The following is a 13,562-nucleotide window of genomic DNA, read 5'->3' on the forward strand; positions in this document are numbered from 1 at the left end:
ATTTTATTTTGACAGATAAATTCCTAAGGTTACAAAAAGTATTCCAATAATAATACTTAAAGATGTATAAAGTAATGAAGTGCTAATATTTCCAGATTGTATAAGCGTATAATTTTCTAATCCAAAGGTTGAAAACGTAGTAAAACCACCGCAAAAACCAGTAATTATTGCTAGTTTTAAAAATTCGTTATCGGTTGTATATTTTTGAAAATAACCAATGCTGTAACCGATAAAAAAACAACCTATAGTATTTACTAGAAAAGTGGCCAAATACAACCGAGTAGGTAAATTTTTAGCAATAAAAAGATTCATTAAAAAACGTAAAACGCTTCCTAAACCACCACCTAGTGCTACTAATAGTATGTTTTTTATCATATTATCTAATTAATGAAAAATGTCCTTTTACGGTTCTTTCATTGTTTAATTCTAATACAAACCAATAATCTGTAGCGGGTAAGTTATAGCCGTTAAAAGTGCCATTCCAACCCGCTTCATTAGATTTTATTTCTTTTATTAGTTTGCCATATCGGTCAAAGATATAAATTTTAACAGCTAAAAATCCTCGTTTTTTCAAATTTTTAATCGTCCAAAAATCGTTTATGCCATCGCCATTTGGTGTAAAATATTTAGGATAATCTAATACATAAAAATTTTTAGAAACCGTACCACAGCCTTTTTTATCTTTTACAAAAACGGTATATTCGCCTTCTTCTAAATTAGTAAAAATAGCACTTTCTTGGTAGTTAATTCCGTCAAGAGAAAAATTATAAGCACCACTTCCGCTAACTAAAACTTCGGCAGTATTATTCGCAGAAAAATCATTAACAATAATAGCATCTATAGTGGCTATTTCAGAGTTTATAACTGTAAATTGCTGTACAGTAGAACAATTGTTATTGTTTGTTACTGTTACACTATAGCTTCCTGCGACATCTACGGTTATGTTTTGTGAAGTTTCGCCAGTGTTCCATAAATATGAATTAGCGGTAACAGCTTCAAGAACTACGGGCGAGTTGTTACAAGTGTTTATTATTTTGTTTTCAACTACAAACGCATTAATTTCTAGAGTTATAGGAAAAGCATTTGGTGCGAAACAATTTGCATTAGTAACTTGTGCATAAAGTAATTGTGTATGCGCCGTAGTATTGGTATAAGGTAATGTAATAGGCTCTCCACCATTTGGATTTTCGAAAAGTTGTAAAGTATAATTTGAATTAATAGTAGGAAAAGCATTGGTAATAATGGTAGTAATGTCTGCAGCAGAAAAAGTAGTATAGCCGTCTTGTTCGCTATCGGTATCGCAAAACGAAAATGTAGTTTGATTACTTTGTATGTTTTCTGAAAAATCTAAAAAAATGTTTCCAGTTTTTTCACAGGTTGTTCCTTGATCAATTACTACAGCATACTCACCATTTTGTGCAGGCGAGTAGGGCGGGTTAAAAGATAGCGTAGAATTAGTTGCACCAGCAATACTAATGCCGTTAAAATACCACTGATAAGTTGCCCCCGAAACTACCGAAGCATCTAGCATAAAATTTTCGTTATAACATATAGGGTTTTCATTAGCAAAGGTTCTGTTTTCGCCTAAATCTACTTCATAAGCAAAACTTCCGCCTAATAAAAAAATAGCCGAATCGTAACGGTAATTGGCTTCGTCTGCTATTACTAATTTTATATGATAGGTATTTCCAGGTATAACGTTTGCTTTAGCAGTAAGTACAACAGTTTGCCCGTTGTAATTAGTTGGGTGATTTGTACCATTAAAAGCATCGAAATATTCTTCATTTTGCGCAGCGCACCCATTTGGAATTTCGGGATGAACGGTTGTTACTTTTACTGGAATATTAGTGTTAGGAATTAAGGCTAAATTTTGATACGATGAAGTTCCTACTTCTTTTAAAAGAAAAGCAAAACCATCAGAATAGGTACAAGTTGCTGTTCCGTGATATTCTTCGGAAGAAAAAATATAATCGAAACTAATTTTATTAGCAGATGGTATAAAATCGAATTCTAAAGTGGTAGCGTTTATAGAATTGCTAATGTTTAAGGCTTGGTTTAAATCGTTATCGCCGCCCCAACCATTTGCATTATCGTCTGATAGTGATGAATTTGGCCCAATAGCATTTTGTATTTTTCCCGTGCTTAAAATAATACCATCTTGAAAAGGAAACGAAGAACCATTGGCATTAAAATATCCCCAACTTTGTTCTGATGTACCAAAATTGCCACCAGAAACCGAAACATTTGAAACAGTTCCAGAACACGAGTTCGAAAATAAAATATTCTCGACTAGCTGTTGCGCAGTATAATTTTCATCTACACTAATATATTGTGAAAGTGCAAACTGTCCACAAAAAAATAAAACAAATAAAAATAAATGTTTCTTTATAGCCATAATGTGGCAAAGATACTACAAATCTCTTTTTTGTAACAATTTATACGATAGCCAAATAAATGTTAAAGTCCAACCTAAAACAATTAATGCTTCGGTAAGTTGTAGGCTGTAAATTCTTGCTATACTTTCGCCAGTAATAGTAGCTTCTATGTTTTTTATGGCAGATAATCGCGAAAAAGGTTCGTCAATTAAATTGCTCATTGCCGTTAAAGGGAAAAATTGGCTTACATAATGATATATTTCAGTTTTTGGAAATAAATTCCAACGTAAAAATTGCGTAACCATAAATTCGCCTACAAAAAGCAAGAATAAAAAACCTAAAGCAAAAGCACTTTTTTTGACTAAAATTCCTAAAAATAAACAAAAAGAAAAAAATGCAACTAGTTTTAGAAAAAATGCTAGTAGGTAGTCTAAATCGGAAAATACTATTGATAATTCGGTATATGATGAAAACGAATAGCCTAAAATTAATGATAAAATGAAAATGAAAACTGTTGAAGCAAATGCAAAAACAACAATAGTATAGAATTTTGAAAGGACAAATTCTTTCTTACTCAAACCATCAATTAAATTTTGTTTTAGCGTTCCGTAGCTGTATTCGTTTGCCATCATTGACACCACAACGATTGCCAAAAACATTTTAAACCAAGCTGCAATATAAGTGTTAAAGTGCCAAATGTATGGAAAGTTAAAAATTCCTTGATCGGCAATACGAAGTTTAAAATCGCCAATCTCAAATTCTATCGAAACAATAAATGCAATAAAAGTGAGTAAGATAAAATATGCCAATACTAGAAATTTACTAGCTCTATTTTTAAATATTTTTTGAAATTCTATTGTAAGTAAACGGTACATAACTATTACGATTGATGGTTGGTAAGTTGTAAAAATTGTTCCTCTAGGCTGTGTTTTCTTTTTACTAAATGCTGTAAAATAATTCCTTTTTTAAACAAATAATCGTTTAGCTCGCTTGCTTCTAACTCGGATTTTAAGTAAACCAACATTTTTTCATCTTCTAAAACTATTTTTTCTACTGCTGCAAGCTGTTTCACTTCGGTTTCGAGATTCTTCATGTTGTTCGCTTTTAATTCAAAAAAGCCATCGTTACTACTTATACTATCTACGCTACCTTGATACAACATTACGCCTTTTTGTAACACCACTACATGGCTACACACTTTTTCAACTTCGTCTAACAAATGCGATGCTAATAAAATTGTAGTGCCTTGCGAAGCAATAAGCTTTATTAAATCGCGTATTTGACGAATTCCTTGCGGATCGAGACCATTTGTGGGTTCATCTAAAATTAATATTTCAGGATCGTTAAGTAGGGCAGAAGCAATAGCTAAACGCTGTTTCATTCCTAATGAAAAGGTTCTAAATTTATCGTTCTTGCGGTCTAGCAAGCCTACAAGTTCTAATTTTTCGGCAGTTTTAGAAAACGGAATTTCTTTTATTTTACATACTAAATTCAAATTTTCTTCTGCTGTCATATACGGATAAAAATTTGGACGTTCAATAATAGCTCCTACTTTTTTAAGCGCATCGTGTGTAGCTATAGTTCCGCCAAACCATTCAAAATTTCCCGAAGTTTTGTTTACTACATTTAGTACAATTCCAAGTGTAGTCGATTTTCCGGATCCATTTGGGCCTAAAATACCATAAACATTGCCTTTTTCAATTGTAAAAGACAAGTTTTTTACAGCGTGAACACGTTTGCCGTAAATTTTATTGAGGTTGTCAATAGTTAGTATTGTTTTCAAAGTAAATAGTTTAAAAAGTTAGACGATGTAAAAAAGAATTTGTTACATTTGTACGGTTATTTGTTACAATATGGGGGATTGGCGCAGTTGGCTAGCGCGTTTGACTGGCAGTCAAAAGGTCACGGGTTCGAATCCCGTATTCTCCACAAGAACGTTTTACATAAAATGTAAAACGTTTTTTACTTTAAAACCCTTCAAAAACGCCAAGTCCAAACAAAGCAAAATCGTATTTTACAGGATCGTTAGCGTCAAATTTTCGTAAATTACTATCAAGTTCCAGCAACGCTTTTGCATCGTTTTGTTTTCGGGTTAAAATCCCTAATTTTCGTGCAACATTACCCGAATGCACATCGAGTGGGCACGATAAATAAGCAGGATTAATGTTTTTCCAAATGCCAAAATCGACACCATTTTTATCGTTACGAACAAGCCAGCGCAGCATCATATTTATTCGTTTTGCTGCAGAACCTTGTAAAGGGTTCGATATGTGTTTCGTAGTTCTTTGCAAATGCGGAATTTCAAAAAATAAGGTTTTAAAACTGGCAATACTTTCTGTTTGATTGTTTTGGTTTTGAAATTTTGTAAAAACAGTTTCTAATCCGTTATAATTTTTATAAATATTTTGTAATGCTAGAATAAAGGTTTTAGCATCTTGTCCGTTAAATGTTCTGTGCACAAAAGTGTTGAGGTTTTCCAGATTGTTTTCGGAATGATTTAGTACAAAATCGTAAGGCGAATTTCCCAAAATGTTCATCAATTTTTTAGCATTATTAATAATCATTTTGCGGTTTCCCCAAGCAATAGTTGCTGTTAAAAAGGCAGAAATTTCGATGTCTTCTTTTAACGAATACGAATGTGGAATTTGTATAGGATCAGATGCTATAAAATTAGGATTGTTATATAGCGTAACTTTTTCGTCTAAAAATTCTTTTAGTTCGTTATTCGTCATTTTTTTTACTACTGCAATTGTATTCGAGAAGTGAATTTGACAGATTTTTTAAAATATGTAAAGCTTTTCGAGTTTCAACGTGTTACTTTTTAACTCTTAAACAATATTTCCGTCAACCATTGTTAATTTTCTATCGGCCATATTAGCTAGCTCTTCGTTGTGTGTAACAATTACAAACGTTTGGCCTAGTTCATCGCGAAGTTTAAAAAACAAATGGTGTAAATTTTCGGCGGTTTGTGTATCTAAATTTCCCGAAGGTTCATCGGCAAAAATAACGGCAGGTTTGTTAATTAGGGCACGAGCAACAGCTACACGTTGTTGTTCGCCACCCGAAAGTTCGCTTGGTTTATGATTAATTCGATGCGATAAACCCAAGTACTCTAGCAATTTTTTAGCCTCTTTTACCGCTTCTTTTTTATCTTTTTTAGCAATAAAAGCAGGAATACAAACGTTTTCAAGTGCTGTAAATTCGGGTAATAACTGATGAAACTGAAAAATAAAACCTAAATGTAAATTTCTAAATTTAGATAAATTTTTATCGGATAATTGCAAAACATTTTCGTTGTTAATAAAAAGCTGTGTATCGGCATTTGCAGAAGGCTTGTCTAGTGTACCTAAAAGTTGTAAAAGTGTGGTTTTTCCTGCGCCCGATGCACCAACTATCGATACAATTTCGCCCTTTTTTATATGAAGATTTACACCTTTTAAAACATGTAAATCATCAAAATATTTATGAATAGAAGTTGCTTTTATCATAGCTACAAAGAAACGAAGATTTTGTTATTTTTATGCTAAAATCTACCTAAAAATAAGTAAAATATGTAATTTTATAAAAATTAAAACAATGAAATTTATTCTAATTTTATGTGTTGCTTTTTTTAGTTGTAACCAAAAAGAACAATTTGCGCCACGCAACACAATTCAAAAACCTATTGCTATGCAAACAGAAGAAGGAAAACAAATTGCCATTTTTGCTGGTGGCTGTTTTTGGTGTACCGAAGCCGTTTTTACCAATTTAAAAGGTGTAGAAAAAGTAACTTCGGGTTATATAGGTGGTACTACACAAAACCCAACCTATAAAGAAATTTGTACAGGAACTACGGGTCATGCCGAAGCTATTAAAATTGTTTACAACCCAGTGGAAATTCCGTATGAAGATTTGCTTGAAATATTTTTTACCGCTCACGATCCTACTACTTTAAATAGACAAGGCGCCGATGTGGGTACACAGTATAGAAGCGAAATTTTTTATACGACTGATATTCAAAAACAAAAAGCCGAAAATTATATTAAGTGGTTAACAGCAGAAAAATTATATAATAGCCCCATTGTAACAAAAGTTAGTGCGGCTACCACATTTTACCCAGCCGAAGCGTATCATCAAGACTATTACAACAGCAATTCGGAACAAGGTTATTGTAGAATGGTAATTGCGCCAAAGCTCGAAAAACTACGAAAACATTACGCTTCAAAGTTAAAATAATATTTGGCATTGCTTTTGCATATATAGTAGTACAATATCAGTAAATTATAAAAATGACAAAAGAAATTCAATTACAACAAAATGCGAAAACTTCTACTAAAACTACTAAATTACTGTTAAGTATTTTATTTGATTTTGTAGGTATGCTATCGTATTTATTTCCAGGAATAGGCGAAAGTATAGACATAATTTGGGCACCTATTTCGGGTTTGCTTTTAGCAAAAATGTACAAAGGCAACACAGGTAAAGTTGCGGCTGTTATAGGAACAATAGAAGAGCTTATTCCGTTTGTAGATATTATACCAACGTTTACTTTAACGTGGATTTATACGTATCTTATTAAGAAAGAAAAATAAATGTAAAAGCGACTGCAAAGTCGCTTTTTTTGTGTTTAAGAAATTGTAGCTATACGAAGCTAAAATTTTGGTCAGCTTTAGCTGAAATTGAAGGTCGACGAAGTCAATGTGTTCTAACGTTTGCGGCTTGATTTCAGTGGCGTTGAACCAACACAAGCCATTACAAATATAAAGCAAACTTTTGAATTTTCGGAGAAAAGATTTTTAGGATATGCCTTTGCCTTAGCCATTACTTTTAGTGCTGTTATGCGACGTTTTTTATTATTTTACCAATTTCATTAACATCAATATTTATTTCTGCTAAATCGTATTCAAATATACCTTGTCTGTTTTTGTCCCCAATACAACTGCATTTTTTCGAAGAACTTCCGCTTCCTGATATCATACTAGACCTTATATTATTAATATATCATTATAATAAATTTTTTCGAGTTTCAAAAGAAATTGAAAATTCATCAGCAACAAAATATGTTTTTTTATTTAGAATAGTTGTTATGCCAATTGTAATTAGTATTAATGTGGTAATAAGATGAAAATTAAAAAAGAAACTCCTTGTTGAGATTCATCATTATTTAAACTATTAATAAAGTTTGGAATAAAATAGGGTAGTGGTAAAGTACCAAACATTAAAATTAATATGCCATTAAATTTGCTATTACCTCTCTTTATTATTTCTTTAAGTTTTGTTGATGTGCGTCTAATTTTTCTAAATTTAGTTTTTCATAATCGCCTCTTGAATTTCGATAACAACTTCCCCAAAACCCTTTAGAACTATACGAAGCTGAAAAATTCGGTTAACTTTAGCTGAATGTGTTCTAACGTTTTGTGGCTACAAGTAGTTGCGTGCTACTGTTCGCCAAGTTAATATTTATTTTTCTGTTTTCTGCACGCAACAGGTGTTTTGATTGAGTCTTTAAAAGCAATTACTTGTAACCATTGTTAGCAGTAGTATTTTATTTCACTTCGATTTTGTAAAGTTAATAATTTTCTTATATATTTGATAAAAACTATTCGTTATGATTTTTATACCACTTATTATTTTAGCAATCTACTCTTTGTATAACGCAGAGTATTAAAAACTATTAAAATGTCAAAATTGAAACACGAGGAAAATCTTGGAGTTGAATTATTATCTCACGATATAACTGAAAAAAGATTTTTAGAAATTAGAAATGAACTTTTACAAATAGTTTTTAATTATAAAAATGCAAATGTATTCGACTCATTAATTTTATGGAACAACTTTCTTAAAGTTAGATTAGAAGATAATAAAATTAATATTGAACGTCCAGGAAATCAAGAAGGGGTAACGGCAATTCTATCTGTAATTCGTCAACTTTCTTCTGAAAGTATTTAAAACTCTCTTCGCTCATTTTTCTGTCGTTGCATATTTCGTGGGGTTGATTAGTTGATTTAATATAGTAATTCCACCTTTCTAAATCTTTTGTCTTTAAGTACTTTTCCAACTCTGTATCAAAAGTATATTTTTCAGACATCAATTGGAATTTGTACTTTTCCTCTTCATTCATTTCAGGTATATCTAAAATACTAACGTCTTCTTTACCTATCTTTAAATAGGTGTGCATTATTTCTTCTATCTCCTTGTCTGTTTTCATAATTTCAATTGCAGTTTATCGTCAATATTACTGCTAACTTATTAATAAACAAAACTATACGTATAGCCAACACTTTTGGTTAACTATAAGTAATAAATTTATATATTCAAATATAGAAAATAAAGCTTTAGCATTATTTCTTCTCAAATTTTTTTTCAAAAAAATCGGCAATAAATCCTAGTTTCATGCTGCGTAGCATCTTTTTTTCGAACCACCAAAAGAATTTGAATTGTCCAAAAATAGTTCCTATAGCAACTAGTAATACTTGGTACAACGGGAAAATCATTACTAATCGAATGGGTAAATACAAAAAATAAGGTAGGTTGTTTTTGTGTATGCCTAAAGCTTCGGTAACTGGGCGCGATAAATAGGCTGCTGTTGAGCCTGTTATGGCAAAAACAATAAATATAATAGCAAGTTGCTGGTTGCTGGTTATGTTCCAGCGTTCTTTTAATTTTTTCATTAAATTCTTGGTATAAAACCGCCCAATTGTTGTTTGTTGGTTACTTGAAAATAAACTAAATAGTTGTAAAGCATATAATTTACTTCATAGCCATAATTTGTATTGCCAGTGTAGTTAATAGGTATTTCATATAAATTGGGGTTGTATTGTTGTGGATTAAGTGCACGACGATTCCATTCGGTTACCCAAAAAATATTTCGAGTTTCTAAAAAGTTTTGCGAATAGAAGCCTCGAGGACGTGCATAAGAATTAAACCAACGGCTAAAGCCAGCATCAATTATTGTAATTTCATATGCTATTTCATCGTTGGCAATTTTAATGGTATCGCTTTCAAGTTTTGGCTTTTCGTTTTGTACAATAGTTGGCTTAGGGTGGCACGAAAAAAGCAATCCAAAAGCAATTAATAATATGTAACAATAAGTTTTCAATGGTTGGTATTTCAATGTATAAAGATAAAAAAAAGCTCCGAATTTTCGGAGCTTTTAACACTTATAGTGTAAGAATTTATTTTTTTCCAAATAAGTTTCCAAGTAAACCACCAAGGCCACCTTTTTTACCACCACCGCTAACAGCTGCAATAGCATCGTTCATATCTACTTTACCGTCGCCATTTTGGTCTAACCCAAATTGCCCACCATATTTTGTAACCATATCCATTAATCCACCAGAAGCATTAGCATCGCCGCCAGTTATCGATTTAATGATATCTTGAATATTGAAACTCGAATCCGATTTGTCGTTTGCTTTACCTAATAATCCACCTAAAATATTTGGTATCATATCAGCAGAAATACCTTGTGCAGCTTCGTTAGAAATGCCTGTTTTTTGCGATAAGCTATTGGTAACTTTGTTGGTTAACTCTTTTACTGTTGGGTTATCCATAGAAATTTCAGATTTGCCACCTAAAAGTCCAGCCAAATCGCCTAATTTGCCTTCAGCTACCATGCTTTGTAAGCTTGATATTAATGATTCGCCAGTTTCTTTAGCTACTGCATCATTTTTTTCATTGGGCACTGATGGGTTGTTCACAATGGCATCGCCGCCAAATTGTTTTACTAATTCTGTAATTTGTTCAATCATTTGTAATTAAATTTAATAGTATTGGTTAAAGATACAAATTATTAGTTGTTTTTCAACAAACTGATTATTTGTTCTGCAAGTTCCGTGCCAATTCTATCCTGAGCTTCATTGGTTGCCGCACCAATATGTGGTGTAAGCGATATTTTTGGATTCATTAACAAGTGCATTTCTGGAGTTGGTTCGTTTTCAAACACATCTAAACCTGCAAATAATACTTTACCTTCATCTAAAGCTTCGCATAGAGCCACTTCATCAATAACTCCACCTCGAGCAGCATTAATTATTCCTACACCATCTTTCATAGATTTTATTTCATCACGACCAATAATGTATCCATTTTGCGCAGGAACGTGAAGTGTTATAAAATCGGAATGTTGTAATAAATCTTCCATTGGCTCGGTTTTGATATCTACATTGATGAATTGGCCGTTGTAAAAATCAACACGAATTACTGCTTCACCTACATATTTGTCTGAAGCAATTACACGCATACCTAATCCTAATGCCATTTTTGCAACCGCTTGACCAATTCGTCCAAAGCCAATAATTCCTAAAGTTTTACCGCGTAATTCAATGCCATTTGCATATGCTTTTTTTAATTCGTTAAAGCGTGTATCGCCTTCTAATGGCATATTTCGGTTCGCATCGTGCAAAAAGCGAACACCCGAAAATAAATGTGCAAAAACCAATTCGGCTACACTTTCAGAAGAAGCTGCTGGTGTATTGATAACATGAATACCTTGTTGACGTGCGTAATCGACATCAATGTTATCCATACCAACACCACCACGGCCAATAATTTTTAAATTTGGACAAGCATCAATAATATCTTTTTTAACTTTGGTTGCACTTCGTACTAAAATTACCTTTACATCGTGTGTATTAATAAAATTAGCAACTTGTTCTTGAGCTACTTTGGTTGTAATGACTTCAAATCCTGCTTTCTCTAATTTTTTAATGCCACTTTTAGAAATGCCATCATTTGCTAATACTTTCATTCTTATTTAATTATTTTGCTATAAGCTTTAAGCAATAAACCTTCAGCTTTTATTAATTCGTAATTGATAATTCGTAATTGATAATTCGTAATTGATAATTTGTAATTGATAATTTGTAATTGATAATTTGTAATTGAACTATATTTTATTTTCCAATTCTTTCATGCAATCAACCAAAACCTGAACGCTTTCTATTGGCATAGCATTGTAAATAGAAGCACGATAACCGCCCACAGAACGATGTCCGTTTAATCCAGATATTTGATTATTTTTCCAAAGCGAATCAAACGCTTCTTGATGTTCTGGGTTGTTTAGTACAAAAGTTACATTCATCAACGAACGGTCGTCTTTGTTTGCCACACCTTTAAATAACGGATTACGATCAATTTCAGCATATAACAAAGCAGCTTTTTCTTCATTTAATTTTTCGACAGCCGTAACTCCGCCTTTATTTTTGATCCATTGCATAGTTAATAAAGAAGTATAAACGGCAAAGACAGGCGGTGTGTTATACATGCTTTCTTTAGCAATGTGTTGGCTGTAATTCAGCATATCAGGAATAGTACGATTCGTTTTTTCCAAAATATCTTCTTTTACAACAACTAAAGTTGTTCCAGCAGGGCCCATATTTTTTTGTGCACCAGCATAAATTAATGAAAATTTTGAAAAATCTAATGTTCTTGAAAAAATATCAGAACTCATATCGCAGACAATTGGCACTTGAGTCTCTGGAAATTCTTTCATTTGTGTTCCAAATATTGTATTGTTTGAAGTACAATGAAAATAATCTGCGTCAGTTGGAATTGTATATTCTTTTGGAATAAAATTATAATTTGATTCCTTTGATGAAGCAACAACAACAGTTTCACCAAAAGGTTTAGCTTGTTTAATTGCATTGCCCGCCCAAGTACCTGTGTCAAGATAAGTAGCTTTACCATTTTCTTTCATTAAATTGAAAGGAATTCTTAAAAATTCCATGCTTGCACCACCTTGTAAAAATAAAGCTTTGTATCCTTTGTTTGTCAAATTTAATAATTCTAAAGCTAAATTTTGAGCTTCTTCCATTACCGCAACAAAATCTTTACTACGATGCGAAATTTCTAATATTGAAAGATTGGTATTGTTAAAATTGATAACCGCTTGTGCTGCTTTTTCAAATACTTCTTGAGGAAGAATACTTGGTCCAGCGCTGAAATTGTGTTTCTTCATAATCAAAATTTTATTCTTCATAATAAGGCGTAAATTTCGGAATTACAACACAAATGACCGTATTAAAATTTATAAAGTTTTGCTTATTTATTAACGAAACCGATTGCGAAATAATTTTTAATTAGTTTTTTTGAAATAAATGAGAAAAAAATGGTTCTTTATCTTGAATTTTTATAAAGAATTTAAAAAAGCTATTGTATCAACACCATCGGCATAATCCCATAATTCTGGATGTTGTGTTTTTCCAAAAGGAATATGATTGGGTTGTAAATCATTTGAAACTATACATTGAATATTATCAGCTTCTTGATTTACTTTTTGCAAAATAGCATCAATGGAATCATAATATTCATAATAAAGCGATGCAATTGGTGAAGCATAGCTTGTATCTTCTTTTAGAATAAGAAATTCGTTATCTAACAATTTATAATTACTCATTAAAAATACGGCTTTATTATAATCGTAATTATTAGCATATTTTTCATAATGAATTACATCACCTTTGGTAAATATTGCCTCAAAAAACAATGTGAAATCGTAATTTTTAGGAATAAATATTTTAGAAACATTGCGACAACCCAATCCAAAATATCTAAAAATATCTTCACCAAGTGCTGTTAATTGCTCTTTGGTTTCATTTCCAGTTAATATAGCAACTGAATTTCTGTTTTTACGGATAATATTTGGAACGGCATTAAAATAATAGTCAAAATAACGAGCGGTATTATTACTTCCAGTAGCTATAACTGCGTTAAATCCTTCTAATTTTCCATCAATAAATTGTATTTTTTCAGCAAATCGATGATCTAAAGCTGTCAAATAATCTACCATAAATTGAATAAGTTGTTGGTCATTAGAAGAGCGTTTAACTAAAGCATTATGACCTGAAATCAAAACACAAACTAAATCATGAAATCCAACCAAAGGAATATTTCCTGCTAAAATTAACCCAATATTTTTAGGTGCTTTTTGTTCAAAATTATATGCAGAAAGCCATTTTGTTAAGTTTTCATCTGTAAGCGCAGTAGCCCACGATTGAAGAGCAAATATTACATTTTCTTCAGTAAACCAACCATTGTAAGACTTTGATTGTGATATTAATCCAACCATGCGATCGTAAAATAATTCATTATTTGCTACGGCATCATTTTTTGTATAAGATTTTTCTTTAAATTGACTTAAAAATTGACCGAGTGCAACAAAATTCTTTTTTAATTCGCTTTGTAACATTTGTGTTTGTTTTTAAATGG

The 13,562-nt window shown here is 31.7% G+C and carries 15 protein-coding genes and 1 tRNA gene; 4 read left to right on the top strand and 12 right to left on the bottom strand.

The features are described from left to right. Window positions 1-3: 3 nt before the first annotated feature. Genes crcB through R2808_RS06245 form a run of 4 tightly spaced genes read right to left on the bottom strand, consistent with a single transcriptional unit; the run spans window position 4 to window position 4,158 of the window. Window positions 4-375: a fluoride efflux transporter CrcB gene (gene crcB / locus R2808_RS06230; protein ID WP_371270100.1), complete on the bottom strand. Its 372-nt coding sequence runs from the start codon at window positions 373-375 to the stop codon at window positions 4-6. Between the two features lies 1 nt (window position 376). Continuing rightward, window positions 377-2,395, bottom strand: a complete 2,019-nt coding sequence (locus R2808_RS06235; RefSeq protein ID WP_371270101.1) for a choice-of-anchor L domain-containing protein — start codon at window positions 2,393-2,395, stop codon at window positions 377-379. Window positions 2,396-2,410: 15 nt separating this feature from the next. Next, window positions 2,411-3,250, bottom strand: coding sequence for an ABC transporter permease (locus R2808_RS06240; RefSeq protein ID WP_371270102.1), 840 nt, complete (start codon window positions 3,248-3,250; stop codon window positions 2,411-2,413). 5 nt (window positions 3,251-3,255) lie between these two features. Next, the gene (locus tag R2808_RS06245) at window positions 3,256-4,158 is read right to left on the bottom strand and encodes an ABC transporter ATP-binding protein (protein WP_371270103.1); all 903 of its coding nucleotides are present in this window, start codon (window positions 4,156-4,158) and stop codon (window positions 3,256-3,258) included. A 72-nt stretch (window positions 4,159-4,230) separates the two neighbouring features. On the opposite strand from R2808_RS06245, the gene R2808_RS06250 reads away from it, so the two are divergent. Beyond that, window positions 4,231-4,304 (top strand) — tRNA-Ala (locus R2808_RS06250). A gap of 38 nt (window positions 4,305-4,342) precedes the next feature. Here the strand turns inward: R2808_RS06250 and R2808_RS06255 are convergent. Together R2808_RS06255 and R2808_RS06260 are read right to left on the bottom strand one after the other, a co-directional pair. Further along, window positions 4,343-5,107 carry a TIGR02757 family protein gene (locus tag R2808_RS06255; protein ID WP_371270104.1) on the bottom strand — a complete coding sequence of 255 codons (765 nt, stop codon included), beginning with the start codon at window positions 5,105-5,107 and terminating at the stop codon, window positions 4,343-4,345. Between the two features lie 96 nt (window positions 5,108-5,203). Continuing rightward, window positions 5,204-5,863 carry an ABC transporter ATP-binding protein gene (locus R2808_RS06260; protein ID WP_371270105.1) on the bottom strand — a complete coding sequence of 220 codons (660 nt, stop codon included), beginning with the start codon at window positions 5,861-5,863 and terminating at the stop codon, window positions 5,204-5,206. A gap of 181 nt (window positions 5,864-6,044) precedes the next feature. Between R2808_RS06260 and msrA the strand changes: the two genes are divergently transcribed. The 3 genes from msrA to R2808_RS06275 all read left to right on the top strand — a co-directional run bounded on the left by msrA (window position 6,045) and on the right by R2808_RS06275 (window position 8,303). Continuing rightward, window positions 6,045-6,590, top strand: coding sequence for a peptide-methionine (S)-S-oxide reductase MsrA (gene msrA, locus R2808_RS06265; protein WP_371270145.1), 546 nt, complete (start codon window positions 6,045-6,047; stop codon window positions 6,588-6,590). 53 nt (window positions 6,591-6,643) lie between these two features. Then, window positions 6,644-6,946 carry a hypothetical protein gene (locus R2808_RS06270; RefSeq protein ID WP_371270106.1) on the top strand — a complete coding sequence of 101 codons (303 nt, stop codon included), beginning with the start codon at window positions 6,644-6,646 and terminating at the stop codon, window positions 6,944-6,946. Between the two features lie 1,087 nt (window positions 6,947-8,033). Then, complete coding sequence (locus tag R2808_RS06275) at window positions 8,034-8,303, top strand: hypothetical protein (protein ID WP_371270107.1); 270 nt, start codon at window positions 8,034-8,036, stop codon at window positions 8,301-8,303. 392 nt (window positions 8,304-8,695) lie between these two features. Here the strand turns inward: R2808_RS06275 and R2808_RS06280 are convergent, their stop codons facing one another. The 6 genes from R2808_RS06280 to R2808_RS06305 form a co-directional block, all read right to left on the bottom strand. After that, window positions 8,696-9,025 carry a DUF6787 family protein gene (locus tag R2808_RS06280; RefSeq protein WP_371270108.1) on the bottom strand — a complete coding sequence of 110 codons (330 nt, stop codon included), beginning with the start codon at window positions 9,023-9,025 and terminating at the stop codon, window positions 8,696-8,698. Beyond that, window positions 9,025-9,453, bottom strand: coding sequence for a DUF6146 family protein (locus tag R2808_RS06285; RefSeq protein ID WP_371270110.1), 429 nt, complete (start codon window positions 9,451-9,453; stop codon window positions 9,025-9,027). The genes R2808_RS06280 and R2808_RS06285 overlap by 1 nt, the downstream gene beginning before the upstream one ends. A 76-nt stretch (window positions 9,454-9,529) precedes the next feature. Further along, the gene (locus R2808_RS06290; RefSeq protein WP_371270111.1) at window positions 9,530-10,105 is read right to left on the bottom strand and encodes a hypothetical protein; all 576 of its coding nucleotides are present in this window, start codon (window positions 10,103-10,105) and stop codon (window positions 9,530-9,532) included. A 41-nt stretch (window positions 10,106-10,146) separates the two neighbouring features. Next, entirely contained in the window at window positions 10,147-11,103 is a 957-nt protein-coding gene (locus tag R2808_RS06295) for a D-2-hydroxyacid dehydrogenase (protein ID WP_371270112.1), read from the bottom strand. A 138-nt stretch (window positions 11,104-11,241) separates the two neighbouring features. Beyond that, on the bottom strand, window positions 11,242-12,312 hold the full coding sequence (gene serC, locus R2808_RS06300; protein WP_371270113.1) for a 3-phosphoserine/phosphohydroxythreonine transaminase: 1,071 nt from the start codon (window positions 12,310-12,312) through the stop codon (window positions 11,242-11,244). A gap of 171 nt (window positions 12,313-12,483) precedes the next feature. Further along, window positions 12,484-13,542: an acyl-CoA reductase gene (locus tag R2808_RS06305; protein ID WP_371270114.1), complete on the bottom strand. Its 1,059-nt coding sequence runs from the start codon at window positions 13,540-13,542 to the stop codon at window positions 12,484-12,486. Between the last annotated feature and the right edge of the window lie 20 nt (window positions 13,543-13,562).

This window comes from Flavobacterium sp. (genome assembly GCF_041392005.1).
Classification (GTDB): domain Bacteria; phylum Bacteroidota; class Bacteroidia; order Flavobacteriales; family Flavobacteriaceae; genus Flavobacterium.

Coding starts and splice junctions, on each gene's coding strand:
- crcB (WP_371270100.1), bottom strand. CDS start 375: ATGATAAAAAACATACTATTAGTAGCACTAGGTGGTGGTTTAGGAAGC.
- R2808_RS06235 (WP_371270101.1), bottom strand. CDS start 2,395: ATGGCTATAAAGAAACATTTATTTTTATTTGTTTTATTTTTTTGTGGA.
- R2808_RS06240 (WP_371270102.1), bottom strand. CDS start 3,250: ATGTACCGTTTACTTACAATAGAATTTCAAAAAATATTTAAAAATAGA.
- R2808_RS06255 (WP_371270104.1), bottom strand. CDS start 5,107: ATGACGAATAACGAACTAAAAGAATTTTTAGACGAAAAAGTTACGCTA.
- R2808_RS06260 (WP_371270105.1), bottom strand. CDS start 5,863: ATGATAAAAGCAACTTCTATTCATAAATATTTTGATGATTTACATGTT.
- msrA (WP_371270145.1), top strand. CDS start 6,045: ATGCAAACAGAAGAAGGAAAACAAATTGCCATTTTTGCTGGTGGCTGT.
- R2808_RS06270 (WP_371270106.1), top strand. CDS start 6,644: ATGACAAAAGAAATTCAATTACAACAAAATGCGAAAACTTCTACTAAA.
- R2808_RS06275 (WP_371270107.1), top strand. CDS start 8,034: ATGTCAAAATTGAAACACGAGGAAAATCTTGGAGTTGAATTATTATCT.
- R2808_RS06280 (WP_371270108.1), bottom strand. CDS start 9,025: ATGAAAAAATTAAAAGAACGCTGGAACATAACCAGCAACCAGCAACTT.
- R2808_RS06290 (WP_371270111.1), bottom strand. CDS start 10,105: ATGATTGAACAAATTACAGAATTAGTAAAACAATTTGGCGGCGATGCC.
- R2808_RS06295 (WP_371270112.1), bottom strand. CDS start 11,103: ATGAAAGTATTAGCAAATGATGGCATTTCTAAAAGTGGCATTAAAAAA.
- serC (WP_371270113.1), bottom strand. CDS start 12,312: ATGAAGAAACACAATTTCAGCGCTGGACCAAGTATTCTTCCTCAAGAA.
- R2808_RS06305 (WP_371270114.1), bottom strand. CDS start 13,542: ATGTTACAAAGCGAATTAAAAAAGAATTTTGTTGCACTCGGTCAATTT.